The organism is Paenirhizobium naphthalenivorans (assembly GCF_007992095.1).
Classification (GTDB): domain Bacteria; phylum Pseudomonadota; class Alphaproteobacteria; order Rhizobiales; family Rhizobiaceae; genus Allorhizobium; species Allorhizobium naphthalenivorans.
This window is the reverse complement of record NZ_BJZP01000022.1, coordinates 55,263-81,481: the sequence shown is the minus strand read 5'-3', so window position 1 is coordinate 81,481 and position 26,219 is coordinate 55,263. Positions and strand designations below refer to the sequence as shown.

Annotated in this window: 22 protein-coding genes and 2 pseudogenes; 8 read left to right on the top strand and 16 right to left on the bottom strand. The window is 62.3% G+C overall.

Annotated elements, in window-relative coordinates:
• Positions 1-220, top strand: a pseudogene (locus tag RNA01_RS23750) (hypothetical protein); the annotation flags it as partial.
• Positions 221-542: 322 nt separating this feature from the next.
• On the opposite strand, the gene cydX reads toward RNA01_RS23750, so the two are convergent.
• The 5 genes from cydX to cydD all read right to left on the bottom strand — a co-directional run bounded on the left by cydX (position 543) and on the right by cydD (position 6,943).
• Positions 543-677, bottom strand: a complete 135-nt coding sequence (gene cydX / locus RNA01_RS18075; protein WP_147181614.1) for a cytochrome bd-I oxidase subunit CydX — start codon at positions 675-677, stop codon at positions 543-545.
• Between the two features lie 16 nt (positions 678-693).
• Complete coding sequence (gene cydB / locus RNA01_RS18070; protein ID WP_147181611.1) at positions 694-1,845, bottom strand: cytochrome d ubiquinol oxidase subunit II; 1,152 nt, start codon at positions 1,843-1,845, stop codon at positions 694-696.
• Positions 1,846-1,850: 5 nt separating this feature from the next.
• Complete coding sequence (locus RNA01_RS18065) at positions 1,851-3,452, bottom strand: cytochrome ubiquinol oxidase subunit I (RefSeq protein ID WP_147181610.1); 1,602 nt, start codon at positions 3,450-3,452, stop codon at positions 1,851-1,853.
• 141 nt (positions 3,453-3,593) lie between these two features.
• Entirely contained in the window at positions 3,594-5,249 is a 1,656-nt protein-coding gene (locus RNA01_RS18060; RefSeq protein WP_147181609.1) for an amino acid ABC transporter ATP-binding/permease protein, read from the bottom strand.
• Positions 5,246-6,943, bottom strand: a complete 1,698-nt coding sequence (cydD, locus tag RNA01_RS18055) for a thiol reductant ABC exporter subunit CydD (RefSeq protein WP_170253524.1) — start codon at positions 6,941-6,943, stop codon at positions 5,246-5,248. Before cydD ends, RNA01_RS18060 begins: the two co-directional genes overlap by 4 nt.
• Before the next feature lie 179 nt (positions 6,944-7,122).
• Here cydD and RNA01_RS18050 point away from each other — a divergent pair, with 179 nt between their 5' ends.
• Entirely contained in the window at positions 7,123-7,629 is a 507-nt protein-coding gene (locus RNA01_RS18050) for an RrF2 family transcriptional regulator (RefSeq protein ID WP_147181607.1), read from the top strand.
• A gap of 231 nt (positions 7,630-7,860) precedes the next feature.
• Here the strand turns inward: RNA01_RS18050 and RNA01_RS24135 are convergent.
• The 3 genes and pseudogenes from RNA01_RS24135 to hmuQ form a co-directional block, all read right to left on the bottom strand.
• Positions 7,861-8,027, bottom strand: a pseudogene (locus RNA01_RS24135) (sugar-binding transcriptional regulator); the annotation flags it as partial.
• A gap of 272 nt (positions 8,028-8,299) precedes the next feature.
• Positions 8,300-8,824 carry a heme utilization cystosolic carrier protein HutX gene (hutX, locus tag RNA01_RS18040; protein WP_147181606.1) on the bottom strand — a complete coding sequence of 175 codons (525 nt, stop codon included), beginning with the start codon at positions 8,822-8,824 and terminating at the stop codon, positions 8,300-8,302.
• A 12-nt stretch (positions 8,825-8,836) separates the two neighbouring features.
• Positions 8,837-9,178: a heme-degrading protein HmuQ gene (hmuQ, locus tag RNA01_RS18035; protein ID WP_147181605.1), complete on the bottom strand. Its 342-nt coding sequence runs from the start codon at positions 9,176-9,178 to the stop codon at positions 8,837-8,839.
• Between the two features lie 231 nt (positions 9,179-9,409).
• Between hmuQ and RNA01_RS18030 the strand changes: the two genes are divergently transcribed.
• Genes RNA01_RS18030 through RNA01_RS18020 form a run of 3 tightly spaced genes read left to right on the top strand, consistent with a single transcriptional unit; the run spans position 9,410 to position 12,188 of the window.
• Complete coding sequence (locus RNA01_RS18030) at positions 9,410-10,303, top strand: heme/hemin ABC transporter substrate-binding protein (protein ID WP_147181604.1); 894 nt, start codon at positions 9,410-9,412, stop codon at positions 10,301-10,303.
• A complete protein-coding gene (locus RNA01_RS18025) occupies positions 10,300-11,388 on the top strand; it encodes a FecCD family ABC transporter permease (protein ID WP_147181603.1) in 1,089 nt (362 codons plus the stop codon). The genes RNA01_RS18030 and RNA01_RS18025 overlap by 4 nt, the downstream gene beginning before the upstream one ends.
• Entirely contained in the window at positions 11,388-12,188 is an 801-nt protein-coding gene (locus tag RNA01_RS18020) for a heme ABC transporter ATP-binding protein (RefSeq protein ID WP_147181602.1), read from the top strand. Before RNA01_RS18025 ends, RNA01_RS18020 begins: the two co-directional genes overlap by 1 nt.
• A gap of 7 nt (positions 12,189-12,195) precedes the next feature.
• Here RNA01_RS18020 and RNA01_RS18015 read toward each other — a convergent pair whose 3' ends face one another.
• The 8 genes from RNA01_RS18015 to paaN all read right to left on the bottom strand — a co-directional run bounded on the left by RNA01_RS18015 (position 12,196) and on the right by paaN (position 23,455).
• The gene (locus RNA01_RS18015) at positions 12,196-14,991 is read right to left on the bottom strand and encodes a DNA translocase FtsK (protein ID WP_147181601.1); all 2,796 of its coding nucleotides are present in this window, start codon (positions 14,989-14,991) and stop codon (positions 12,196-12,198) included.
• Between the two features lie 273 nt (positions 14,992-15,264).
• Entirely contained in the window at positions 15,265-17,211 is a 1,947-nt protein-coding gene (locus tag RNA01_RS18010; protein ID WP_147181600.1) for a 3-hydroxyacyl-CoA dehydrogenase NAD-binding domain-containing protein, read from the bottom strand.
• Between the two features lie 6 nt (positions 17,212-17,217).
• Complete coding sequence (locus RNA01_RS18005) at positions 17,218-17,919, bottom strand: ABC transporter ATP-binding protein (RefSeq protein WP_147181599.1); 702 nt, start codon at positions 17,917-17,919, stop codon at positions 17,218-17,220.
• On the bottom strand, positions 17,906-18,691 hold the full coding sequence (locus RNA01_RS18000) for an ABC transporter ATP-binding protein (protein WP_147181598.1): 786 nt from the start codon (positions 18,689-18,691) through the stop codon (positions 17,906-17,908). Before RNA01_RS18000 ends, RNA01_RS18005 begins: the two co-directional genes overlap by 14 nt.
• Positions 18,688-19,644, bottom strand: coding sequence for a branched-chain amino acid ABC transporter permease (locus RNA01_RS17995; protein WP_174824566.1), 957 nt, complete (start codon positions 19,642-19,644; stop codon positions 18,688-18,690). The genes RNA01_RS18000 and RNA01_RS17995 overlap by 4 nt, the downstream gene beginning before the upstream one ends.
• 2 nt (positions 19,645-19,646) lie before the next feature.
• Positions 19,647-20,519 (bottom strand): branched-chain amino acid ABC transporter permease, encoded by an 873-nt coding sequence (locus RNA01_RS17990; RefSeq protein ID WP_147181596.1) that lies wholly within the window; start codon positions 20,517-20,519, stop codon positions 19,647-19,649.
• Positions 20,520-20,621: 102 nt separating this feature from the next.
• Positions 20,622-21,764, bottom strand: a complete 1,143-nt coding sequence (locus RNA01_RS17985) for an ABC transporter substrate-binding protein (protein ID WP_147181595.1) — start codon at positions 21,762-21,764, stop codon at positions 20,622-20,624.
• A gap of 38 nt (positions 21,765-21,802) precedes the next feature.
• Positions 21,803-23,455 carry a phenylacetic acid degradation protein PaaN gene (gene paaN / locus RNA01_RS17980; RefSeq protein WP_147181594.1) on the bottom strand — a complete coding sequence of 551 codons (1,653 nt, stop codon included), beginning with the start codon at positions 23,453-23,455 and terminating at the stop codon, positions 21,803-21,805.
• A 107-nt stretch (positions 23,456-23,562) separates the two neighbouring features.
• Between paaN and paaG the strand changes: the two genes are divergently transcribed.
• Genes paaG through paaK form a run of 3 tightly spaced genes read left to right on the top strand, consistent with a single transcriptional unit; the run spans position 23,563 to position 26,128 of the window.
• The gene (paaG, locus tag RNA01_RS17975) at positions 23,563-24,357 is read left to right on the top strand and encodes a 2-(1,2-epoxy-1,2-dihydrophenyl)acetyl-CoA isomerase PaaG (protein ID WP_147181593.1); all 795 of its coding nucleotides are present in this window, start codon (positions 23,563-23,565) and stop codon (positions 24,355-24,357) included.
• 2 nt (positions 24,358-24,359) lie between these two features.
• A complete protein-coding gene (gene paaI / locus RNA01_RS17970) occupies positions 24,360-24,791 on the top strand; it encodes a hydroxyphenylacetyl-CoA thioesterase PaaI (RefSeq protein ID WP_147181613.1) in 432 nt (143 codons plus the stop codon).
• A 26-nt stretch (positions 24,792-24,817) separates the two neighbouring features.
• Positions 24,818-26,128, top strand: coding sequence for a phenylacetate--CoA ligase PaaK (gene paaK / locus RNA01_RS17965; RefSeq protein WP_147181592.1), 1,311 nt, complete (start codon positions 24,818-24,820; stop codon positions 26,126-26,128).
• Positions 26,129-26,219 lie beyond the last annotated feature (91 nt).

Genomic DNA, 26,219 nt, shown 5'->3' with positions numbered 1-26,219 from the left:
CCTGGCGACAGCCCTCAACTATGCCGTCTCAGGACTCATCGACTGGCGCATCGCTGCCGAATTCATCGGCGGGGGCGTGGTCGGGGGCATAGGCGGCATGCTGCTTGCGACCCGGCTTGCCACGAAACGCAACCTGCTCAACCAGCTATTCGCCGGACTGATCATCTGCGTGGCGCTTTATGTTCTGTACAAGAGCGGCGCCGCACTCTCGCTGGTTTGACTCTCCTTGATCCAGTCGCCACTCCCAGCAGCCCATAGGGAGAAGCGAACCCAAGGTTCGCCAATTTGTGCCCAACCGTGTTTGGCGTTGATTCCGACTGGCAGAAGCGCCGTCTGCGGAGGCTACGTTTGGTGATCTGGGTCGCGCCGAAGCACTGCGGCGAACGGTTGCCCAAAGATGGCACGGGCGACGGCGATGTCTTTCTGACCGCCGCCAGAAGGTCAAACGGGGCGGTGATTGTCACCGCCCCGCCAACCCCAGGCCCCTGAGTTGTCCGGGGCCAGTCTCATCGGGAAGATGCTCCCCAATTTTTCTTCAAGGATCACCGGGCGCGGCCGGTATCCTCGTGTGATCCGTTCATCATTGCGCGATCTTCCTGCATCTCAAGCCACATGGCGTTGACGACGGCAAAAATCGCGGCGAGCGGCAGGCCAAGCAGCCAAGCGAAGTACCACATATCGACGTTCTCCTGTTTAGTAGACAGTGCCACTGTTGCTGGTGATTTCCTCTTCAGTCACCTTGCCCCACAGCACCTTGTAGACCCAGGCGGTGTAGGCAAGGATGATCGGCACGAAGATCACCGCCATGACCAGCATGACGAACAGCGTCAGGTGCGAAGACGAGGAGTTCCAAACCGTCAGCGACGACTTCGGATCGATCGAGGACGGCAGGATGAACGGGAACATCGTCAACCCGACCGACGCAATGATGCCGGTGATCGCAAGCTTCGAGAACAACAGCGTCGAGACCTCACGGCCGGCCCTGAGGCCGAAGAACGCCAGGACTGCGCCGAGAACACCGAGAACCGGAGCAACGGCAATCCACGGCCGCTCGGAATAGGCCGCAAACCAGGACGGCGTGCGTGCGACGTCGCCCAGCAGTGGGTTGGACGGCCCGTCAGTCACCGGGATACCGGCGATTTCGAAACCGGAGATACCGAGGGCCAACCAGATACCGGCGAGAACATAGGCCGCGATCGTCACAAGCGCGGCAATGGAGCCGAACTTGCGGGCACGTTCGCGCACCGGCCCCTCAGCCTTGAGCTGCAGCCATGCCGCTCCATGCATCACCAGCATCGACAGCGAGACTACGCCGGCGAGAAGGGCGAAAGGATTGAGCAGGCCGAAGAAAGAGCCGTCGTAGAAGATCATCAGGTCTTCATTGAAACGGAAGGGCACGCCTTGCAGGACATTGCCCATGGCGACGCCGAAAATCAGCGCCGGCACAGCACCGCCAATGAAGAGCGCCCAGTCCCAGGTGCTACGCCATGCGGCGCTGTCCCGTTTAGAGCGATATTTGAAACCGACCGGGCGTAGGATCAGCGCGGCGAGCACAGCGAACATGGCGAGATAGAAGCCGGAGAAGCTGACCGCATAGAGCGGCGGCCAGGCGGCGAAGATCGCGCCGCCACCGAGGATGAACCACACCTGGTTACCCTCCCAAACCGGACCGATCGTGTTGATGGCGATACGCCGTTCGACATCGGTCCGACCGACGAAGGGTAGCAGGGTGCCGACCCCCAGGTCAAAGCCGTCGGTCAGGGCGAATCCGCCCAGCAAGACGCCAAGCAGCACCCACCAGACCACCCGCAGCAGTTCGAAATCGATGAGTTGATGAAGAATCATAATCTTTACTCCGCGGGTTGAGCAAACGGCGAGGGTGCACTCAGCCGCGCACGATGCTGCTTTTGCCATTCATCCGTCTCGGACACGTCCATGTACGGACCCTTGCGAATGTATTTGACCATCAGGCCCATCTCGATCACGAAAAGGACGCTGTAGAACAAGACGAAGCCGGCCAGCGTGATCGCGAGATCGGTGACGGACAGTTGCGAGACGGAAAGCGCTGTCGGAAGAACACCGTCAACCGTCCAGGGTTGACGTCCGAACTCGGCGACGAACCAGCCCAGCTCCGCAGCGATCCACGGGGTCGGAATGATGATGACGGCGAGCCAAAGTGCCAGCCGCGGGAATTGCATCCTGCGGAACGAAGCCATCCAGAAGAACCAGGCCATGACGGCAATGAATGAGAAGCCGAGCGCAACCATCAAGCGGAACGCCCAGAACAACGGCCAGACGGTCGGGACGGTGTCATTGGCGGCCATCGTGATTTGCTCATCGCTTGCCTGCCGCGGATCATCGACATAACGCTTCAATAGCAGGGCAAAACCAAGATCCTTGCTATGCTCCTCGAAGGCCGTGCGAACTTCATCCGATACCACGCCCTTGTTGGCCCGATAGTCCATCAATGCGTTGTAGGCGATCTGGCCGGAGCGGATACGCTCCTCCGCCTGCTTTTCAAGGTCCGAGATGCCGGGAATTTCGTGGGTCAACGACCGGGTGCCGATCAGGCCCATGACGAAAGGAACGTGGATAGCGTAATGCGTTTCACGCGCCTGCTGGTCGGGGAAACCGACAAGCGTGAACGAAGCCGGCGCCGGCAGTGTCTCCCACATGCCTTCGATCGCGGCGAGCTTCATCTTCTGGGAGTGGGTGACCGAATAGCCAGATTCGTCACCGAGGACCACGACCGAAAGCGCCGAAGCCAGGCCGAAGCTCGCGGCAACAGCGATCGAACGACGCGCAAGATCGGTATGGCGGTTCTTAAGCAGATACCAGGCCGAAACACCAAGCACGAAAACAGATGCCGTGACATAGCCGGCGGAAACAGTGTGGACGAACTTCGCCTGTGCGACCTCATTGAAGACGACGTCGAAAAATGAAGTCATCTCCATGCGCATAGACATCGGATTGAACTGGGCACCCACCGGGTTCTGCATCCAGCCATTGGCGATCAGGATCCACAGCGCCGAGAAATTGGAACCGATCGCCACCAGCCAGGCGACGATCAGGTGGGCACGCTTTGAAAGACGATCCCAACCGAAGAAGAACAGACCGACGAAGGTCGCTTCGAGGAAGAAGGCCATGAGCCCCTCGACCGCCAAAGGTGCTCCGAAGATATCGCCGACATAATGACTGTAGTAGCTCCAGTTCATGCCGAACTGAAACTCCATGGTAATCCCGGTGGCCACGCCTAGCACGAAGTTGATACCGAACAACGTGCCCCAGAATTTTGTCATCTGTCGCCAGATGGGACGGTCCGTCATGACATAAACCGTTTCCATGATCGCAACGATGATGGAAAGGCCAAGCGTCAAGGGAACGAATAGAAAATGGTATAAGGCCGTCATCGCGAATTGCAGACGTGACAGCTCGACTATGTCGATTTCCATGGTTTCAACTCTCTCTCTGACCTGAAACAGGCATCCTAAATGCAGGTACCCTGCTTCTTAGTCATACTCCAATTCAAGAGAGTTGATCGAGGTCAATAACGTATATTGTAAATGTTCCTTTGCGCCAATTGGTCGCAGCGCTCAGGTAAGCTTGATGACTTGATCTGCCCACTCGCGTTCAATTGTCCGGTGCGAGGCCATCACAATAGCTGCACGGGGCAGAAAATCGCGGATCCCGATCAGAACCTGCCGCGCCGTCTCTTCGTCCAGTCCTTCGGTCGGTTCGTCGAGAAGCAACAACCGCGGGCCCCGCAGCAGAACACGGGCGAGAGCGAGGCGTCGCCTTTCACCGCCGGAAAGGCCCGAGCCACCCTCGCCGAGCATGAAATCGAGCCCACCCTTGTCGGCAATGACCCGGTCAAGACGCACTGCACCAAGCACGCGCCAGGCTTCCGCCTCGTCAATATCGCGCGCAGCCAGCCGGAGCGCATCCATGATGGACCCGCTCATCAGCGCTGTTCGCTGCGGCAGAAGGGTAGCCGCACGGAACAGCTCGGTTTCGCCCAACTCCCGGATTTCGCATCCGCCAAGCAGGATGCGGCCGCTGTCGGGTACCAACTGGCCGATCGTCAGCAGCAGCGCCGTCGACTTGCCGATACCGCTCGGACCGGTCAATGCCACCGTCTCACCGGCCTGAATGGAAAGGTCGAAATCCTGCAGGATCGAACGACCGTACTGGCTATAGAAAACGCCTTCAAACCGGAGGATGGGAGCATTGTCATCACGAGGGCAGGACGGGTCGACCAGGCCTGCGGGGACTTCGACTTCACCCGCCATCTGCCCTTCCACGCGACGCGCGGCATCCGCCAGGCGGCCGAGTTCCGAAAGGCCACGATGGATCGGTGCGATGATCTCAGTAACTGCCAGGGCTCCGAAGAAACCGAGCGCCGCGAGAGCGGGATCGATAGCCTTTGCCTCGGCAAGCTTGATGCCAAGATAGAGACTGCCGGCACTGGCGATCGTGCCGGCAAAGGCAAGCAGCACACCGGAGATCCGCTCGGCAAGATCGACGCGAGCCTGGTCGCGCTGCAATCGTGCCTGGGCGGCGAGCACCGCCCGCCCCTGCGACTCCAACTGCCCGGCAACCGCGAGTTCCGGCCGCGCACGCATCAGGTCGATGAAGCGCAATCTCACCGCCTGCAACGCCTTGTGTGCCAGACGAGACGGCCTGAGTGATGTCTTCAGCATAAGGGCAAGCGCCAGCATCAGGCCGAGCCCATAGCTTGCCGCCTGCCAGACTGCGACGGCCCCACTTTCGATTTGCCAGAGCAACAACAGGAAGGCGGTCACAACGACGAAGGCCGCGAGGAAAGGAATAACCAGCCGAAGCGCCAGTCCGTCCAGCGCATCGACATCAAGGGTCAGGTGATTGAGCCGTTCCGAACCGTTGAGTGCGGCAAGCTTGCGCAGCGGCGCGCGGGTCATGGCAGCCAGCAATTGTCCGCGCAGTTCGGCAAGGCCCTTCAACGTCGCGTCGTGAGTCAGTACGCGTTCACCATAGCGGGCAGCCGCGCGACCAAGGGCCAGAAACCGGATAGCCGCACTCGGGCTGAAGACATCGAAGGCAATGCCGATGCCTGCCAATCCGGCGATGCCTGTTGCGGTGATGAACCACCCGGAAAGCGCCAGCAATCCTATCCCAGCGACAAGTACCAGAGCCGAAAGCAGGCTGCCAAGCGCCAGCCCCTTGATGTGCGGCCGCCAGACCCGGACGAAGATGCGAAGGACGCGTTTCATACGGTTTCTCCCAGCGCAATTTCGCGTCCAAGCCGCTCGATCAGCCGACGGTCATGGGTGGCGACGATCAATGTCTTGCCACGTTCGGCAAGCGCCAGAAGACTATCAACCACCCGCTCGGCGTTAAGAGGGTCGAGATCGGCGGTTGGCTCGTCGGCGAGAACCACGTCGGCGTCCGCGTAAAGGGCGCGCGCCAACATCACCCTGCGCGCCTCCCCACCGGAAAGCCGGCTGCCGGTTTCCCCAAGCCGGGTGAGCGCCCCCCGCGGAAGCGAGGCGATGACCGGAACAAGCCCTGCCGCCTTCACCGCCTCGTCAAACCGCCGCTCGTCTCGCGGCATGACGGAGCCAGTGATATTGGCCAGAAGACTGGCATTGGCGAAATGAGGGGTCTGCGAAACCCAGCAGAGCCGGGCACGCCAGGCATCCGCGGCAGCGTCGTTCAGGACCACGCCGCAAACACGGACCTCACCGTCGTTGGCACGCGCAAGACCGGCCAGAAGGGCGAGCAGCGTGCTTTTTCCGACGCCGCTGGGACCTGAGATCGCCACTGCGTCGCCCGCCTGGATGTCGATGTCCGGATAGGTAATGGAAAAGCCGCCTCCGGACGAATAGCGCAGGCCGCGGGTCGTGACATGAACCGGTCCCGCGAGGGCTTCAGGCCCCCCGCCCGCCCCAAGTATGCTCATTCGCGGGCGTCCGCTCATGCCCTCGAGTTCCTCGGCGATCGCGAGCGCCGCTGCTTTATCGTGCCATGCGCTTGCCAGTTCACGCAGGGGAGCGAAGAACTCCGGCGCCAGAAGCAGGACGAATATCCCTTGCGCCAGCGTCAGCGGTGCGCCGAAAGTGCCGAAACTGAACGTACCCAGCAGGCTGAAACCAACGTAGACGGCGACCATGGCGATGCCGAGCGCTGAAAACAATTCGAGCACCGTGGAAGAGAGAAAGGCTACCTTCAGCACGGCCATCGTACGGACCCTGAGTGACTCGGCGCTGGCAAAAAACTGGCGCACCATAACGTCACGTCCGTCCAGCAGCTTGATATCAACCAAGGCGTTCAACCGTTCCAGCAGCAGCGCGTTCAGCGAACCCGTTTCCTTGAGATGCTTGGCGCTGGCATCGCGTGCAGCATAGCCGACCAACGCCATGAAGAGCGGAATGAGCGGCCCGGCCACCAGCAGGATCAGCGCCGCCGCCCACGAAACCCAGGCCGTCGCACCCAAGATAAAGAGCGGAATGATACGGCTCTTCATCGAAGCGGTCCGATAGCGGGTCAGATAGGGCAAAAGCAGGTCGAGCTTGTCTCCGATCAGGGAGGCACCTTCGGCGGACGAGACACCGTTTGGCGAAAAAGGCGACACGCGCCCCTCCGCCGCAACCAGCGCTTGGCGCTCTAGCGCCACAACCCTCTGGGCCGCGCGAAATCCAATCCGTCCTCCCCAGGCATCCAACAGGTGGCGCAGAAGGCCAAACCCGACATAGGCAATGACGCTTAAGAGAGGAGAGAGGAACGGCACCGTCCCTGTAACAAGGGAGCCAAGGCTAAGCCCCACCAAGGCACTCTGCGGCAGGACTATCAGCGCTGCAATCGCGGCCAGATAACTCGCAGGTCTCAGTCCACCCATGGCGCTCGTTTCGATCGCCTTCAATCTCCTTGCGCCGGGATCCTGCGTTTTCGTTTCAGAATTGGTCACGCTCAGCCTCGGCATTTCATGCATTCGACATGCTTGTTTATACGAATGGTGCCAAGCAAACAGGACTTGGATCAAGTTTTTTTCGCCGCAATCGCGCCGGCGTGACCTAGATCAAGCAAAAGCCGGAAATGCCATCTATGCAGGTTATTTAATAACGGTACCTGGGAGAGCCGAAGCCGATGCGCATCACGATGCGAACCAATCTTGCCATCAGAACGCTGATGTTCTGTGCGGTCAACCCGGATGTCACCGTGCGAAAGAGCGACATCGCCGTCGCCTGCAACGCATCGGAGAACCATCTCGCCCAGGTGATCCGCACCCTCGGCCAGCACGGCTTCATCGACGCCACCCGTGGACGTCACGGCGGAATTCAGCTGATGCGCGACCCGGCCGAGATCAACATCGGCGGCGTCTTTCGTATTTTCGAGGCGGATCTGCCTTTCGCCGAGTGTTTCAGCAAATCCAACACCTGTCCGCTGGTGGACGCCTGCTGGCTTCGCAACGCGATCGGTGACGCGGTGGATGCCTTTTACAACTCCCTCGACAAAGTGCTTTTGTCCGATCTGGTTACCGGCAACGACGCGCTTGCCGCACTGCTGCGCTTCCATGCGCCGCCCCGATGCAGGGGTTCGGGACGAGAGGCTGCTATACCTCCCACCGAAAGCGCAACCGCTTCCGCGGCATAGGTACGTCAGCGGTGTGGACCGCGCGGATGGTCCAGTTGTTTCACTGCAAATGGGTGAGTTCGGTCCGGTGGCGCATCATGGTCATCCGCGCCGCATGATTTCGCTCATGTAAATTGCGGCTCGCAGCCAGCGGCAGCCATGTCCGGGGAAAATCTGGCAGCAATCGCCAGCGAAGCCACGCTGGCCGGGCCTGCCTGGCGATCACAAGCGGAGCCGGCTGTTTCATCAGCGTTTCAGGCGGCACCTCTCCTTGGCCGCTTCGGCGAGTTCCATGTAGACTGCGACCGGATGATCAACACGCACCTTGATCAACGTCTCGGCGATCACGAGCGAAACGAGGCGTTGGACGCTCTGGCACGAATTCCCATGGCTGCGGCAATCTCGTCCTGGGTGCGACCTCACCCTCTCGTCGTACAGTGCCGCCAACGCTCCCCCATCCGTCAAACCGGCGCAATGAGGGCCGTACCGCACGCTCGGCGCGTCATGCGACCATGGCCGAAAGAGAGGCAAGGTGGTTCAAGAGTGTATCTGCCGTTTGTTGGTCGACCTTCTCCATGTCCGCCTGGCCCTCCATGCAAAAAAGGGTGGCGCATCGCTGCACCACCCCGACTTCGTTGACGAAAAAACCTTGGAAAGTTTCTCGTGATCGAAAGCCTGAAGGGCATAGCGATCAGGCGGAAGCGGCCAAACTCTCACGAAGAGCCTCGAAGCGCAGCAACTGGTCCGAAAGCAGAGCTTTCTCGGCGTCTCGACGGACGAAGACCTTGAACATGGCCCGACCGTCGGCGTTCATGAACCACACCGAGCAGGACCGCCGGCCATGAAAACCGCGGTCGATGAAAGCGATCGAGGCGCAGCGGTCCTTACGGATATGTCCGGCAATCGGGCTGTCGCCGTGGATGTTGAACCAACCGTGCCCCTCGCCGCCCTGGGGAAGAGAGCCAGTCACCTCCAGCACAATGTCGTCCGTATGGACGATCAACAGGACATCGCCCCACTCCGCCATGTCCCTCCAGATCGGCAGGAATTGCTCGCTGAAGGCGAGAACCGCCGCACCGTCCGGGAGGATCGCCAGAATGTCCGCCGGTGTCACACCGGCCTGCGCCGCGATCGCCTCAACAACCCCATCCGGCTTTTGAGCGAGCGCGGCACGGGCCCGCTCGAGGCGCTCGCCGGCGCTCAGTGACACATCCATGGATCGTCCTCCTCAGGCAGCCTGATCGACGCGTTTTCCGTCACGGTCTTCATGAATGATGACCTCGAACCCTTCGAAATGCGGGCCGGACAGGTATTGGACCTTGGATTCGCCGGCGCGGGCATGGGCCGCACGGAACTGCTCGGACTGTGTCCAGGCCTTGAAGTGTGCCTCGGTTTCCCAAACGGCATGCGAGGCATAGAGGCTGTGATCCGCGGCCTTGGGGCCCTTCAGCATGTGGAATTCGACATACCCCGGAACCTCGGCAAGGCGGCCCTGGCGGTTCGCCCACATCGCCTCGAAGGCCTCCTCGTGACCGGGCACGACACGAAAACGGTTCATTGCAATAAACATGACTGAAATCCTCTCTTGATCTCCGGACGTCGCTACCTTGCGCGGCAACCACGCGTTCTTAGCGACGAGCGCTCGCCTGACCGACGATTGCGCCATGTTGCCTTCGTATTTAAACATGTGTATTTAAGTCAAGTTAATTGTCGCCACTGCGGCGCAAGCACTTCGTCACGAGCCGTTCGGCCCTTGGGCCGCAACCGGCGCTTCCTTTTCGGCAAACAGGACTTTCAAGGCATGTATTTTTCCGGATCGCTTGGATCAACCGCAAGATCCCTCTTCACCCCGCTTGTTGCCCTGACGCTGACGACAGCGATAGCGGTTGCCCAGCCGGCCCCGACCGATGTCACGCGCATCGTTTCCGTTGGCGGCACCGTGACGGAGATCATCTACGCGCTCGGCGAGCAGGATCGCATCGCCGCAGTGGATAGCACCAGCACTTACCCCAACGAAGCCACCGGCAAGCCCGACGTCGGTTACATCCGCCAGCTCTCGGCCGAGGGTGTGCTGTCGCAGAGGCCGGACCTGATCATCGCCGAAGCCGGAGCGGGTCCGGCCGACGCCGTGGCGATCCTCAAGGCAAGCGGCGTGCCACTGATCTCCGTTCCGACCCCGCCGGAAGCCGCGGCGATCGCCGGCAAGATCAGGGCTGTCGGCACGGCGATCGGCAAGGCGGCCGCGGCCGAAAAACTCGCTCTGGAGGTCGATAGTGGCTTGAAATCGCTTGAGGAAAAGGTCGCCACCATCACCGAGCCGAAGAAGCGCGTACTGTTTGCCCTTTCACTCTCCAATGGCCGTGTCATGGCTGCCGGCAGCCACACCGCCGCCGACGAGATTATCCGGCTCGCCGGTGGCATCAACGCCGCGACTGATGTCACTGGTTACAAGCCACTCAGCGACGAGGCCGTGATCGCCGCCGCTCCGGAGGTTGTGCTGGTGATGGATGGCGGCGCCATGCACATGACTGCCGAGCAAGCCTTCGTCCTGCCAGCCCTGCAGGCAAGTCCGGCTGCCAAAACGAAGGCCTTCATCGCCATGGACGGTCTCTATCTGCTCGGTCTGGGGCCGCGTACGCCGCAAGCCGCGCGCGACCTTTCCGCAAAGCTCTATCCGGAAGCCTTCAAGCCATGAGCCTTGTCGCCACGATGATCGCACGGCGATCCGTGCCGGGTGACCGTTCTGTACTCGGCCTCACCGTCATCGTCTTGCTGCTTGCGCTGCTCGCCGGCGCAGCACTGCTGTCGCTGGTCAGCGGGCCGACCGGTGTCGGCCTCAGTGACCTCGTCACCTATGCCAGCGGCAACGGCGAGAACCTCGCCGCCCAGGACCGTATCATCCTCGAAGCGGTTCGCCTGCCTCGGACGGCACTCGGCCTTCTGGTCGGCGCCGGACTTGGCGTCTCGGGCGCCATGATGCAGGGTCTGTTCCGCAATCCGCTGGCCGATCCAGGCATCGTCGGCGTCACCTCAGGCGCCGCCTTCGCCGCTGTTTGCGCGATCGTTTTGGGAGGCACGGCTCTGGCCCCGTTGCAGGCCCTGCTCGGCAATCAGTTCCTACCGCTGATGGCCTTTTCCGGCGGCTTGATCAACACCTTCCTGCTATATGCGATCGCAACCCGAAACGGCCAGACCTCGACAACCGCTCTCATTCTGTCCGGCATCGCCATCGGCGCTATGAGCGCCGCCGCAACCGGCCTGCTGATCTTCATCGCCGATGATCGGGCGCTACGCGACATCACCTTCTGGTCACTCGGCTCGCTGGGCGGGGCTAGCTATGCCAAGGTCATGGCCACCTTGCCGTTCATCCTGCTGGTGATGTTGGTGCTGCCATTTGTCGCCCGCGGTCTCGATGCGCTAGTCCTCGGCGATGCGGCCGCCTTCCACATGGGCGTACCGGTGCAGCGCCTGAAACGCCTGACCATCATTGCGGTTGCCGCCGCCTGTGGCGCGACCGTCGCGGTGGCCGGATCGATCTCTTTCGTCGGCATTGTCGTGCCGCATCTGCTGCGCCTTGCAATTGGCCCCTCGCACCGTTTCCTGTTACCGGCCTCGGCGATCGGCGGCGCGGCCTTGTTGCTGCTGGCCGACAGCATTGCCCGCACAATCGCTGCACCGGCCGAACTGCCGATAGGTATCATCACAGCGATCCTCGGTGCCCCGGTCTTCCTCATGCTGCTACTCGGCCGCAACGGTCGTGCCAATCTGGAGGGTTTGTAATGATCGCCGCCAACAACGTAAGCGTCATCCGCGAGGGACGGTCACTGGTGGCCGACGCGGATCTTACCCTTCGCCCAGGTGTCTTCACCATCGTGATCGGGCCGAATGGTGCGGGGAAGTCCACCTTGCTAAAGACTCTGTCCGGAGAAACGGTGCCAGACCGAGGTGAGATTCGCTGTCATGGCCGCCCGCTCTCCCGTCTTTCGGCGCTCGAACTCGCTGCCTGCCGCGCAGTCTTGCCGCAGTCGACGACACTTTCCTTTCCCTTCACCGCCCTCGAAGTCGTTCGCATGGGAGCAATCGCCCACGGCAGCCTCGATCCGACCCGGGCGGCACGTTTTGCCCTCGTCCGGGTTGGCCTCGACGGCTTCGAGGCACGGCCCTACCGGGCGCTCTCGGGCGGGGAACAGCAGCGTGTGCAGTTTGCCCGAGCATTGGCCCAGGTACCTTCACCTGTCGCAGATGGACTGGCTCGCTGCCTCTTCCTCGACGAGCCGACCTCAAGCCTGGACATCGGTCACCAAATCAGCGTGCTCGAAATCGCCCGCGACTTCGCCCGCAGTGGCGGCGCCGTCCTCGCTATCCTACACGACCTCAATCTGGCAGCCGAATTCGCCGACCATCTGGTCGTCATGCACAAAGGACGAATCGTCTCGGAAGGCCCGCCCCTGTCGACGATCGACGATCCGATCATAACGGACGTCTACGGCATTAGCGGCGCGGTCGGTCGCATGCCCGCGCCGGACGTGCCTTTCGTTCTGCCGCAGTCCAGACATCCCGCCGGCGCACCGGCGAGATAGACCCCGATCAGCCTTCGCTGTCCTTGCCGCCTTGCAGTCCCTGGCCAAGGATCTCGCGCTTGCCGACATGGTTGGGTGCGCCGACCAGGCCTTCCTGCTCCATGCGTTCCACCAGGGAGGCCGCACGGTTGTAGCCGATAGAAAGTCGCCGCTGAATGTAGGAGGTAGAGCACTTCTTGTCGCGCTGGACGATCTTGACCGCCCGTTCGAAGAGGTCGTCCCCCTCGTCCTCGGCGCCCATGGCAGTATTGTCAAAGACAGCGGCGTCTTCCGCGTCCTCGGCCCCGGCGTCCTCGGTATCTTCGGTGACGCTGCCAAGATAGGCCGGCTGGCCTTGCGTCTTCAGATGCGCAACGACCTTCTCCACCTCGAAATCGGAAACGAACGGCCCATGCACGCGGGCAATGCGCCCGCCGCCGACCATGTGCAGCATATCGCCCTGACCGAGCAAATGTTCGGCGCCCTGTTCGCCAAGAATGGTGCGGCTGTCGATCTTAGAGGTGACCTGGAAGGACACGCGCGTCGGGAAATTCGCCTTGATCGTGCCGGTAATGACGTCGACAGACGGGCGCTGGGTGGCCATGACCAGGTGAATGCCGGCGGCGCGGGCCATCTGGGCAAGCCGCTGGATGGCCCCTTCGATTTCCTTTCCGGCAACCATCATCAGGTCGGCCATCTCGTCGACGATGACGACGATATACGGAAGTGCTGCCAGATCGAGTTGCTGATCCTCGAAGGTCTGCTCGCCGGTCGCCCGGTCGAAACCGTTGGGCACGCTCAGCATGATCGTCTCGCCCTTGGCGCGGGCTTCGGCCACGCGTGCATTGAAGCCGTCGATATTGCGCACGCCGAGCCGCGACATCTTGCGATAGCGCTCCTCCATCTCGCGGACGGCCCATTTGAGCGCCAGCACCGCCTTTTTCGGATCGGTAACAACCGGCGTCAGCAGATGCGGGATACCGTCATAGACGGAAAGCTCCAGCATCTTCGGATCGACCATGATCAGGCGGCACTCCTCCGGTCGCAGATGATAGATCAGCGACAGGATCATCGTGTTGATGGCAACCGACTTGCCAGAACCCGTGGTGCCGGCGACGAGAAGATGCGGCATCTTGGCAAGCTCGGCGATGACCGGCTCGCCGCCGATCGTCTTTCCAAGGCACAGCGGCAAGCGGTAGTCGGTGCCGACATAACTGCTGCTCTCGATCAGTTCCCGTAAGTAGACCGTTTCGCGCTCGATATTGGGAAGCTCGATACCGATCACATTGCGGCCGGGGACAACCGCGACACGCGCCGAGAGCGCCGACATGGAGCGGGCGATGTCGTCGGCGAGATTGATCACACGCGACGACTTGACCCCCGGCGCCGGCTCGAATTCGTAAAGCGTGACGACAGGACCGGGACGCACGTCAATGATCTCGCCCTTGACGCCGAAATCCTCGAGAATACTCTCCAGAAGCCCTGCACTCTGCTCAAGCGCTTCCGGGCTCATGACGCCGGTCTGCCGATGATCGGCCGCCTGCAGCAGGTCGACAGAAGGGAATAGATAATCTTCCGTCTGAATGAAGGAGAGCAACCCCGGGGCGCGCTTCGCCGCAAGACGCATCGAAGGCGCCTCCGCCGATACGACGGGCTGCGCGACCGTGGCTTCATCCGTCGCACGAGGCGCTAAGACCGTCGGGACAGGCTCAGGCGCCATGACCCGAACCGGACGGACCAGTTCGACCTGCCGATAGAGATGAACGGCCGAAGGCGCCTCGTCGCTCTCAGGTGAGAAGACCCGCATAGGCGCGACAGAAGCCGACGCCACGGAGCTCTGCGCAACCGGAGGCGGAACGACAGGAACAGATGCCGCCGCGATCGTTGGCATGTCGCATGCCTCAACAGGCGACATGGGCGCTTGCGATGCGACCGGCTGAGGCTCGGAGCGTGTCGCAGACACCGCGCCCTGCGCCACATGGCTCATGCCGGGCATAGGACGCACACCTGCCACTTCGGAGGCACCGAGGCTCATCATTTCCCAGATCAGATGATCGGGAATTGCCGCGAATGATCGTGCGGGAGCCCCGTTCGACGCCGGTATTGCGGACCTGCTCGTTACACCGACTGTAGACGGTTGAGTCGGAACGGCTCTCGCCTGCGCCTCATGATGAACCGTCGTCGTTGCGACGGCTGCTCTTGCTTCCATGCCCTGCGGCGGGCGAACAATCGGTTCTACCGGCCGGTTGGACAGCGGCTCACGGAGCGGCCTTGGCGGAACCCTCAACGGCGCGCCCGTGCGCGGCGGCAGGACAAGCTTTGGCGTGGCGGGCTGAAGATCGACGGCTCCCGGCTGCGGGTCACTTGTCCGTTTTTCGGCATCCGAGAGCGCCCGAACGATCTGCTGCTGAAGCGCGCCGACCGGCGACCCTGTAGCCTGCCCGGCCGCCTTGAAGGCGGAATTGCTACGTCCCAAGACGTAACCGGCCGCAGTCACTGTCGAGGCTTCTGCCTCGGCAGCGGACTGCCGGGCCGGCGCGACAATGTCCGCCGCATGTGCCGGAGCGACATCGTCGTCGGCTTCGCGCTTGGCATAATTCTGCCCCGGCGTGCGGGTGAACCGCACGTTGGGCCCCAGAATAAAGGCCCTTTGCCACGTGGGGAGCTTTTCCGGATCGAGGATCACGGCATCAGAGGCCGGCTGGGTCGACGGCTGCCCGTCCACGCCGGGCCCGTAAGGATGCGATGCCGCATGGCCGTGCTCTGCATCGGATTCGGCATTATTGGCATTGGAAACGCGGATACTGGAAGGGGGAAATTGCATGTTACGCAGGACCATCACACGAGCTGTCACACCAACCCTGTTAATAGAAAACAAACCTTAACCAGGTGTTTCCAAAACGCCTTTGCCCCCTCCTTTCACGCATGAACCACAAGCCTCGGCACCCGACATCGCGCCGCAAAAAGCTTGTCGCGCAGCGGGTCTCGTGTCGGCGGGCATACGTCAAAAAACTGCCATGGGGAGACAGCCGAACACGGCTCGCTCAAAAGTGAGCGCTTCACGATGAGCCGAGCACCCTGCCGCTGAAGCCGATTGTCAGGCCGATGTCTGGCGCGTGGCGAACATCGGGCCGCCGCGCCAGCGGGGGAAGCCGTAGCCGTGGATTTCGACGAGATCGATGTCTGAGGCCTTTTCGGCTATCCCTTCCGCCAGGATCGCTTCACCTTCGCGGGCCATGGCACCAACCAGACGATCAGCAATCGCCTCGCCATCCAGTATCGGGCCGTGCTGGATCTGCGCAGCGAGAAGACGGGTGACTTCTTTCGAGGCGAGTGGGCGACGATCACCGGCCTTGTAGTCGTACCAGCCGCCGGCGGTCTTCTGGCCCTTGCGGCCCGCACGCACGAGAATATCGCCGAGCGTTTCTGGCACATCCTGCCCCGCCGCACGTGCGCCCTCGCGTTGCAGAAAGGCGATATCGAGACCACCCAGATCCTGCGCCTCGAAAGGCCCCATGGCAAAGCCATAACCGCGCATGGCCACATCGACGGCGGCAATCGCGACACCCTGCCGGACCAGCGCTTCGGCCTCGGCACGGTAGCGCTTGAGAATACGGTTGCCGATGAAACCCTCGCAGATGCCGGCGCGCACCGGCACCTTGCCGAGCATCCGCCCAAGCGCGAACCCGGTCGCCAACGTCGCGTCGGCCGTCTGCGGCACCGGCACGATCTCCAGCAGCTTCATGATGTTGGCGGGGCTGAAGAAATGCAGACCGATGAAGCGTTCCGGATTGGGCAGGCCTTCCGCAATCGCTCGCGGATCGAGATAGGAGGTATTGGTCGCCAGCACCGCATCCGGTCGGCAGACGCGGCCAAGCTGCGCAAACACCTGCCGCTTGACCGAAAGCTCCTCGAATACCGCCTCGATCACGAGATCGGTATCGGCAAGCGCGGCATAGTCCGTCGCCCCGACAACTCCGGCAAGCCGCGCTTCGGCGGCCGCCTCGGTGAGACGCCCGCGCTTGACCGCACCGGCGAAGATGTCCCTGAGATTGGCGATGCCGCGTTGAACGGCAGCCTCGTCCCGCTCGATCAGGATGACCGGCAAGCCGGCATCACGCAGGGCCGCGGCAATGCCGGCGCCCATCGTGCCACCGCCGATAACGGCAGCATTGCGCAGTGGACACGCCTGAACGCCGGTCAAGGCCTTCGGCCGCGGCGCGGCCCGCTCGGCGAAGAAGACATGGCGGAGCGCCGCCGCCTGCCGGGTGACACGCAGCTCGAGGAAGGTCGCGCGCTCGAACTGCATCGCCGTGGAGAAATCGGTTTCGGTTGCCCGGCGCAGGCAAGCAAGAGCCTTAAGCGGCGCGACCTCACCCCTGGCGCGCTTGGCAATTGCCGCCTCGGCCTCGGTCCAGAAGGACTCCGGCGCCAACGGAGCCGGGCGAAGCGACAATGGCTGGGGAAGCGGATTGGAAAAGCCGACCCCGGCAAAGGCAATGGCAGCGGCACGCAGATCACCTTCGACGATCTTGTCGACCAGGCCAAGCTCCAGAGCCCGCGCCGCGCGCACCGGCTTGCCCGTCGTCACGAGGTCCACTGCTGCCTCGACGCCGGCGAGCCGCACAGAGCGCACCGTACCACCGGCACCGGGAACGATCCCCAGCGTCACCTCGGGCAGACCGACCATTGCCTCGGCCGAGGCAAGACGGAAACGGCAACCAAGCGCAACCTCAAAACCGCCGCCGAGCGCCGAGCCATGGATCGCCGCGACCCAAGGCTTGGCCGCCAGTTCAATAGCGGACACGACATCGGGCAGATGCGGAGGCTGCGGTGGTTTGTCGAATTCGCTGACATCAGCGCCGGCGATGAACGTCCGCCCTGCGCAGGTGAGCACCACCGCGGAGACATCCGGATCACGGTCCAGTTCGGCCACCGCGTCGGAAAGTCCCTGGCGCACGGCCTGGCTCAGCGCATTCACGGGCGCGTTGTCGATGGTGACGACGGCGATGTTTCCCTCACGGGCGATGGTGACGATGGACATGTGTAATCAGATTCCCAGATAGGCTTCTCGAATGCGGGGATCGGCGAGCAGTTCGCTGGCCGGTCCCTCCATGGTGATCTTGCCGGTTTCCATGACGTAGCCGCGATCGGCGACCGACAGGGCGCCAAAGGCGTTCTGCTCGACCAGAAGCACAGTAACCTTCAGGTCCCGCATACTCTTGACCACGTCGAAGATCTGCTGGACCAGGATGGGCGCCAGCCCCATCGAGGGCTCGTCGAGCAGCAGGCAGGACGGACGCCCCATCAACGCGCGGGCGATCGCCAACATCTGCTGCTGGCCACCCGACAGGCCACCGGCGGCAAGATTGCGCTTCTCCTTGAGGATCGGAAACATCTGGAAGGCATTCTCCATGTCCCGCTCGACCCGGTCGTCGGCGAAGAGAAAGGCGCCGAGACGCAGGTTCTCCTCGACTGACAGGTTGGTGAAGATCTGGCGGCCCTCAGGCGATTGCGCAAGTCCGCGCCTGAGCCGCTTATAGGCGGGGGTGGAGGCAAGCGCCTCGCCCCGGAAAATGATCTGCCCGGCGCTGATCGGCTGGAGGCCGGACAGGCAGCGCAACAGGGTCGTCTTGCCCGCACCGTTGGCGCCAACGATGGTGACAATCTCGCCGGAATCGATATGCAGGTCGATGCCGTGCAGTGCCTCGATGCGGCCATAGCGCGACCGCAGACCCTCAACTGTCAGCATGGGACGCCTCCTGTGCCTGGGTTCCGAGATAGGCCGCGATGACATCCGGATTGCGAGCGACGGCCGCGGGGTCGCCCTCGGCGATCTTCACCCCATGATCAAGCACGACGATGTGGTTGGAGATACGCATGACCATTTTCATGTCGTGCTCGACCAGAAGAATGGCGACACCAGACGCTGCGACCTCAGCGATCAGGTGGTCGATCTCCTCCGTCTCAACCGCGTTGCAGCCGGCCGCCGGTTCGTCGAGCAGCAGGACCTTGGTGTCAAGCGCCAGGGCGCGCGCGATCTCCAACCGCTTCAGGGCGCCATAGGAGAGATTACCGGCCTCAAGTTCGGCGGCATTGGCAAGGCCGACACGGGCCAGCAGTTCACGTGCTCCGGCCTGTGCGTCCCTCGAGCGCCGGCGCGAGGCCGGAAGCCCGAGCAGGTCGGCGAATACTGAGCCTTTTTCCCGCAGATGAAACCCGGAAATGGCGTTTTCCAGCACGGTCATGTTCTGGAAAATTTGCAGGTTCTGGAACGTGCGCGACATGCCGCGACGGGCCAGAAGATGGGGAGCAAAGCCGGTGACTTCTTCGCCGCTGAGCTTGACCTTGCCGGATTTCGGCATGTAGACGCCGGAGATCATGTTGAACAGGGTGGTCTTTCCCGCCCCGTTCGGCCCGATCACCGAGACGATTTCCCCCGGATTGACGGAAAAGCTCACATCATCGACGGCGCGCAGGCCACCGAAGGCAATTCCCAATCCTTCGACACTGAGAAGGCTCATGCTCCCCTCCCGGTAAATTGACGCAGCAGCGACGGCAGCAGCCCTTCGCGCAGGAAGATCATGACCAGCATCATCACCAGCCCGAGCATGACCTGCTCGTATTCTGCAAACACGGTGAGCACCTGCGGCAGGAGCGTGAGGATGCCAGCCCCCAGGATCGCGCCGAGTACGGATCCGGCACCGCCGAGCACGGCCATTGTGACCAGTTCGATCGAGTGCATGTAGCCCGCCACGTCCGGCGTGATGAACTTGTTCTGCAAAGCGAGCAACGAACCCGAGGCGGACGCGTAGACGGCCGAGATGACGAAGGCCTGAAGCTTCAACCGGGGCACGTCGACCCCAACCGTGCTGGCAGCAATCTCCGAACCATGCAGCGCCCGCAAGGCGCGGCCCGTCGGGCTGTCATAGAGATTGAGCGCCAGCCAGGCGCCGATCAACAGGCAGAGCCCACAGAAGAAATACCAGAACTGCGGCGCCGAAAGCTCGAGCCCGACTTTCTTGAGGGCCTGCCGCAACCCGAGATCGGCGACTGCGACGCCATCCGGCCCGCCGGTCAGCCAAGCTTCGTTGGACAGCACCATGGAGACCAGGATGCCGAAACCGAGCGATGCGACCGCCAGGTAATAGCCCTTGAGCCGCAGGATCGGCCTGCCGACCACATAGGCGATCATAGCAGACAGAACCGCACCAAGAACCGCGGCGAAGGCCGGATGAAGACCGAGATGCGCAGGCGCCAGCGCGGAGGCGTAGGCGCCGATACCGGCAAAGCCCGCATGACCGAGACTGATCTGTCCGGCAAAACCCGTCAGGATGACAATGCCGAGCACAGCCACACCGTTCACGAACAGCAGCGAACCGACGCGGAAATAGAAGGCGGACGGAAAGAAGAACGGCGTTGCCGCGATCAGCAGCGCGAGCACCAGCAAAGTGGTCTGTTTTGTCGTGAGCCGCATCATCACACCCGATTGACCGAGTTACGCCCGAACAGGCCTTGCGGCATGGCGAAGAGAACGGCGAGGATGACCACGAAGGCGACCGCATCCTTGTATTGCGAGCTGAGGAAACCGGCCGTCAACGCCTCGAAAAGCCCGAGCAGAATGCCGCCGACGAGTGCGCCCTTCGGGTTGCCCATGCCGCCGAGCATGGCCGCGGCAAAGCCCTTGAGGGCCAGCGCAATACCAAGATCGTAGCTGGTGAGCGTGATTGGCGTGACGAGCACGCCGGCCAGAGCGCCGATGGCTGCCGACAGCGCGAAAGACAGGGTCATGACCCAGTTGGTATTGATGCCGACGAGCTGGGCTGCCAGGCGGTTGTTCGATGTGGCGAGCACCGCCTTGCCGGTCAGGGTGCGGGTGAAGAAAAGCCAGAGCGCCACGAAGACGACGACGGCACCGGCAATGACCCACAGGCTCTGCGGCAGAATGGTCGCGCCCAGGATGTGGATCGGGTCGTCACCGGTGAAGGCCGGGAAGCGATGCAACTGCTTGTCGAACACGAGCTGGGTCACGCCACGAATAAAGATCGACGCGCCGATGGTGATGATGATCAGGGAGACGACGGGTGCGCCCCGCGCCGGTCCGATCGCCAGCTTGTTCAAGGCGACACCGATCGCCGCGGTCACGGCGATCGCAATCGCGGCTGCCAGCGGCAACGGCAGGCCGGCGTCAAATGCGAACACCGTGATCATGCCACCCAGCATGACGAATTCGCCCTGGGCGAAATTCACCACATCCGAGGCGTTGTAGATGATGGTGAAGCCCAGCGCGACAAGCGCATAGACCGCGCCGACCGTCAGGCCGGACAATAGAAACTGCATCAGTTCAGGCATCGAAGATCCCACTGTGGCCGAACATTTCTGGCGTGGAGCCTACATCTTGCATGAGGGCTCCACGCCAATACTGTCGTCCCGCGGCCGGGACGGGTCGGGTGTTTACTCGACGATGGTCCAGCCACCGTCCTTGATCTCCAACATGCGAAATGCCGAGAGATCGAGGCCGAGGTGGTCTTGTGCCGACATCGTCACGACGCCGGTGGTGCCGACCAGGCCAGAGGTGGATTCGATGGCATCACGGATCGCTGCGGGTTCGCTGGAACCGGCACGTCCGATCGCATCGACCAGGATGTGCAACGCGTCGTGGGCGTAACCGCCGAAGGTCGAGACGGCAGAGCCGGTCTTGTTCTCGTAGGCCGTCTTGTAGGCCGTGACGACAGCCTTCTGCGGATCGCCGTCCGCCAGGATGCCGGCAACCAGCAAAGCAGTGCCGGGAAGGCGAACGCCTTCGGCAGCCTTTGCGCCGGCAAGGCCAATGAAGCCGTCCGAGGCAACGCCATGGGACTGATAGAGCGGCAGGCCGACGGCGAGCTGCGAATAGTTGCGCGTCACGATCGACGGGCCCTGGCCAAAGCCGGCATTGAGCACGGCCTGCACGCCGGCCGCACCCTTGATATTGGTCAGCTGCGGGGTCATGTCCGCATCCTGCGGACCATAGGTCTCGTCGGCGACGATTTCGATGCCGTAGTCACCGACAACGGCGACGCACTGCTTGTGCATCGAGGCACCGAAGCCATCGGTGCCGGAGATCACGCCGATCTTGGTGATAGCGCGCTTCTTCATGTCCTCGAAGATCTTTTGGCAGGCCATGCGGTCGGTATGCGGTGTCTTGAAGACCCAATGCTTGACCGGATCGATAATTTCGATCGCGCCGGCGAGCGAGATGAACGGGACTTCGGAATCCTCGGCGACCGGAATGATCGACATGGTCGTGCCGGTCGTTGTGCCGCCGATGATGGCGACCACTTCGTCGTCCTCGACGAGGCGGGTCGCGAAGGTGCGTGCCTTGTTGGGATCACCGCCATCGTCATAGAGAACGAGCTTGAGCTGCTCGCCGTTCACGCCGCCAGCGGCATTGATCTCCTCCACCAGCATTTCCAGCGTCTTGGCTTCCGGGTCACCGAGGAACGAGGCCGGACCCGTTGCAGACACGGTGGCCCCGATCTTGATTTCGGCCTGGGCCGCAGTTGCCATGCCGAGCGCCATCAGCATGGCAAGTGCGGTTGTTGTCGTCGCTTTCATTGTATCTCCTCCCTGAGAACATTGAATAAAGAAGTCGATTACGCCGCTTTGGGGCGGCGCCACATCGCCAACCGGAACCGGTTGGCGACGAAAGCTGTGTCCGTCAGGCTGGCGTTGCCGGCGGGATTGCCACCGGTGACGTGAAAGTCGGAAAACGCAGCGGATTGATTGACGAAGATGTTGCCGGTCAGGTTGATCGACAGGTTGACGCCGGCACGGGCGAAGGCCTTCACCGCCTTGGCGATACGCGCTTCGTCGGTATCGTAGAGCGCGGCTGTGATCGCGCCCTTGCGGCGGGCAAGGTCAGCGGCCGCCTCAATGCCGGCCTCGGCGTTGTCTACGGCGACAATGAAGGCGACCGGTCCGAAGCACTCCTCCTCGTGAGCCTTCGTCTCGCTCGCGTCCACAGTGATGATCAATGGCGTTGCGCTGCAACCAACGGCAAGCGGCTGCGAATCGCGCACGATACGACCGAAGCTGCGTGCCGTGTCGACCCGAGCAAGCGTGGCAGGATTGGCGATCGCACCGCAAACGCCCGAAGCCCGCGCAGGATCGCTCAGAAGCGCATCCACCGCAGCGCCGATCGCGGTCGCGACCTCATCGAAGCTCTTGTGTCCCTCATTGGTCGCGATGCCGGCGCGCGGAACGAAAAGATCCTGCGGGGCGGTGCACATCTGACCCGAGTAGAGTGACAGCGAAAAAGCGATATTGGCACACATACCGGCGAAATCATCGGTCGCGGCAATGACGATCGAGTTCACACCAGCTTCCTCCGTGAACACCTGCGCAGAACGGGCATTGTCACGCACCCATTCGCCAAAGGCGCTGGAGCCGGTGTAATCGATGATTCCGATGTCCGGATGGGTGACCAGCTCCCTGGTGATCTCGGCACCCGCCTGATCAACCGCGATCAGAACGACGTCTGCCGGGAACCCGGCTTCGACCAGAACTTCACGCGCCACCTTCACGGTCAAAGCCAGCGGAAGGATCGCGCCCGGATGCGGCTTGACGATGACGGTATTGCCGGTGGCAAGGCTCGCGAACAGACCCGGATAACTGTTCCATGTCGGGAAGGTCTGGCAACCGATGGTCAGCGCGATGCCACGCGGCACGACCTGCCAGTTCTTTTCCAGGATGATCGGCGGCGCCTTGCCCTGCGGTTTTTCCCAGGTTGCCTGACCCGGCGTGCGGGTCATTTCCACCCATGCGGTCGCCACCGCTTCAAGACCGCGATCCTGGGCATGGGGGCCGCCGGCCTGAAATGCCATCGGGAAGGCCTGACCTGTGGTGTGCATGACGGCATTGGCCATTTCAAAGCTGATGCGGTTGAGGCGCGTCAGGATCTCAAGGCACACGCCAACCCGCAGCTCCGGTGAGGTATCGGCCCAGGCAACACCAGCGCCTTTGGAGGCGGCAATAAGCGTCGCAGCATCGGCCGCCGGATAAAGAATCTGGAGTTCTGGTCCCCATGGCGACATCTCTGCACCGAGACGCTTGCCTTCAGGATGGCCGGACAGTTCGAACGGCCTCCCGAGCAACGCCTTGAAGGAGGTCTCGCCATCATCCTTGGCGGTTTCGCCATAGATCTTGCCGCTGGGAACTTCCGGAAATGGCGACCAAAATCCCCGCTCGGACAAGGCTCTTACAGCCGTCTCCAGCAGGCCGCGATGACGGTCGAACAAGTCGTCCATGGCAATTTCCTCCCTACTCCTGCCTTTATCATTGACCGTCCGGTCGGTTTATGCAAGATCTTTTTGCGCCCCCGGGAAAATTCGGAGCGGGGACCAGGGAGAGAGCAATGCACCAATCCGACACCGTTCTGGTGACGATGGATCACGGCGTTCTGCGACTGACGCTGAACCGTCCGGACAAACTCAATTCGTTTAATGAAGAGATGCACATCGCTTTGCGCGCTGCGCTACAGCGGGCCCATGACGATGTCGCCGTACGCGCGGTTTTGCTGACCGGCGCCGGTCGCGGTTTTTCCGCCGGCCAGGATCTGGGCGATCGCGATCCGCGCAAGGGCGGGTCTGCTCCTGATCTCGGCCACACACTCGAGACCTTCTACAATCCGACGCTGCGGCTGATTCGCTCGCTCGAAAAACCGGTGATCTGCGCGGTGAACGGCGTGGCGGCCGGCGCTGGTGCCAACATCGCCTTGGCCTGCGACATCGTGATTGCCGCACGCTCGGCCAAATTCATCCAAGCCTTCGCCAAGATCGGCCTGATTCCCGATGCTGGCGGCAGTTGGAGCCTTGCCAGGATCCTCGGCGAGCCACGCGCCAAGGCTCTGGCGATGACCGCCGAACCGCTGATGGCCGAGCGCGCCGCCGAATGGGGCCTGATCTGGAAGGCGGCCGACGACGACCAGCTGATCGGCGAGGCCGAGACGCTCGCCCGCTCGCTAGCCGAAGGCGCGACACGGGGCCTCGGCCTCACCAAGCGCCTCATCCAGGCTGCGGCCACCAACAGCCTCGACGAACAGCTCGACATGGAGCGCGATTGCCAGCGCGAAGCCGGCCGCACGAGCGACTATGCAGAAGGCGTCACCGCCTTTCTCGAAAAGCGCAAACCGGAGTTTTCAGGCAAATGACGATGACCGCACAGGAAATGGCGGAGGCCTGCGCCAAGGCCATGTGGGACCTCGACACGGCCTCGCAAAATCTCGGCATGCGCATCGAGCACATCGCGCCGGGACAGGCGACATTGTCGATGGAGATCACCAAATTGATGTCCAATGGCCACGGTAATTGCCATGGCGGGTACATTTTCACGCTCGCCGACAGCGCCTTTGCCTTTGCCTGCAACGGCTACAATCAGCTGACGGTCGCCCAAAATTGCACGATCACTTATATTCACCCCGGGAGGATCGGTGATCGGCTGACGGCGGAAGCCCGCGAGATTTCGCGCAAGGGCCGCTCCGGCATCTACGACATCCGTATTTCAAATCAGAGCGGCGACCTGGTCGCCGAGTTTCGCGGCCTATCGCGCACGGTGAAGGGCACTCACCTGCCCGATCCCGCCTGAACACCATGCATTCCAGGGAGGAAATCATGCTCGACTTTGTAACCCGTCCCCAAGATCTGGACCCGATCGAAATCGCCTCGCGCGATGAAATCTCAGCGCTCCAATTTCACCGGATGAAGCGCTCGCTGAAGCATTGTTACGAGAACTCGCCATTCTATCGCCAGCGTTTCGACGAGCACGGCGTTCATCCGGAGGATCTCAAGACCCTTTCGGACCTCTCCAAGTTCCCCTTCACCACCAAGACCGACCTGCGAGATACCTATCCCTTCGGCATGTTCGCCGTTCCCAGGGAGCAGCTTGTCCGTATCCACGGCTCTTCCGGCACCACCGGCAAGCCGACGGTCGTCGGCTACACCAAGCATGACATCGATGTCTGGGCCGACGTCGTCGCCCGCTCCATCCGAGCCTCCGGCGGCCGACCAGGCGACATCGTGCATGTCGCCTATGGCTACGGCCTGTTCACCGGTGGCCTCGGCGCGCATTACGGCGCCGAGCGCCTTGGTTGCACCGTCGTGCCGATCTCCGGTGGCATGACCGAACGCCAGGTCACACTGATGAACGATTTCAAGCCGCGCATCATCATGGTGACGCCCTCCTACATGCTCTCGATCCTCGACGAGTTCCGCCGTCAAGGCATCGATCCGCGCGAGAGCTCGATCGAGGTCGGCATCTTCGGCGCCGAACCCTGGACCAATGCCATGCGTAGCGAGATCGAACAGGCGTTCAACATGCACGCGGTTGACATCTATGGCCTCTCCGAGGTCATGGGGCCGGGTGTCGCCAACGAATGTGTGGAAACCAAGGATGGGCTCCATGTCTGGGAAGACCATTTCTATCCGGAAATCATCGACCCGGTCACGGGGGCCGTGCTGCCGGACGGCGAACTTGGCGAGCTCGTGTTCACCACGCTGACCAAGGAAGGCCTGCCGATGGTGCGCTATCGCACCCGCGACCTGACCCGTCTTCTTCCAGGCACAGCCCGCTCGATGCGGCGTATCGAGAAGATCACCGGCCGTAGCGACGACATGATCATTCTGCGCGGTGTCAACGTCTTCCCGACCCAGATCGAGGAGCAGATCCTCAAGTGTGGCGGCCTTGCCCCGCACTTCCAGATCGAGCTGACACGCGCCGGCCGAATGGACAACATGATCGTCCACGTCGAATGCGCGGCCGATTCCACCGATGCGGCGGCGCGCGCCCAGTCGGCCAAGGAACTGGCTCACCATATCAAGAGCGTCGTTGGCATCAGCACCAAGATCGAGGTGCAGGACCCGACCTCGATCGCCCGCTCGGAAGGCAAGGCCAAGCGCGTAGTGGACAACCGCCCGAAGACCTGAACGGCCACCCGTGACAGGTCAAAGGCAATCATTATATTGAAGAGGGGGCAGTTATGCCCCCCTTTTGCAGGCGTTCTGCAAGCAGGAAAGT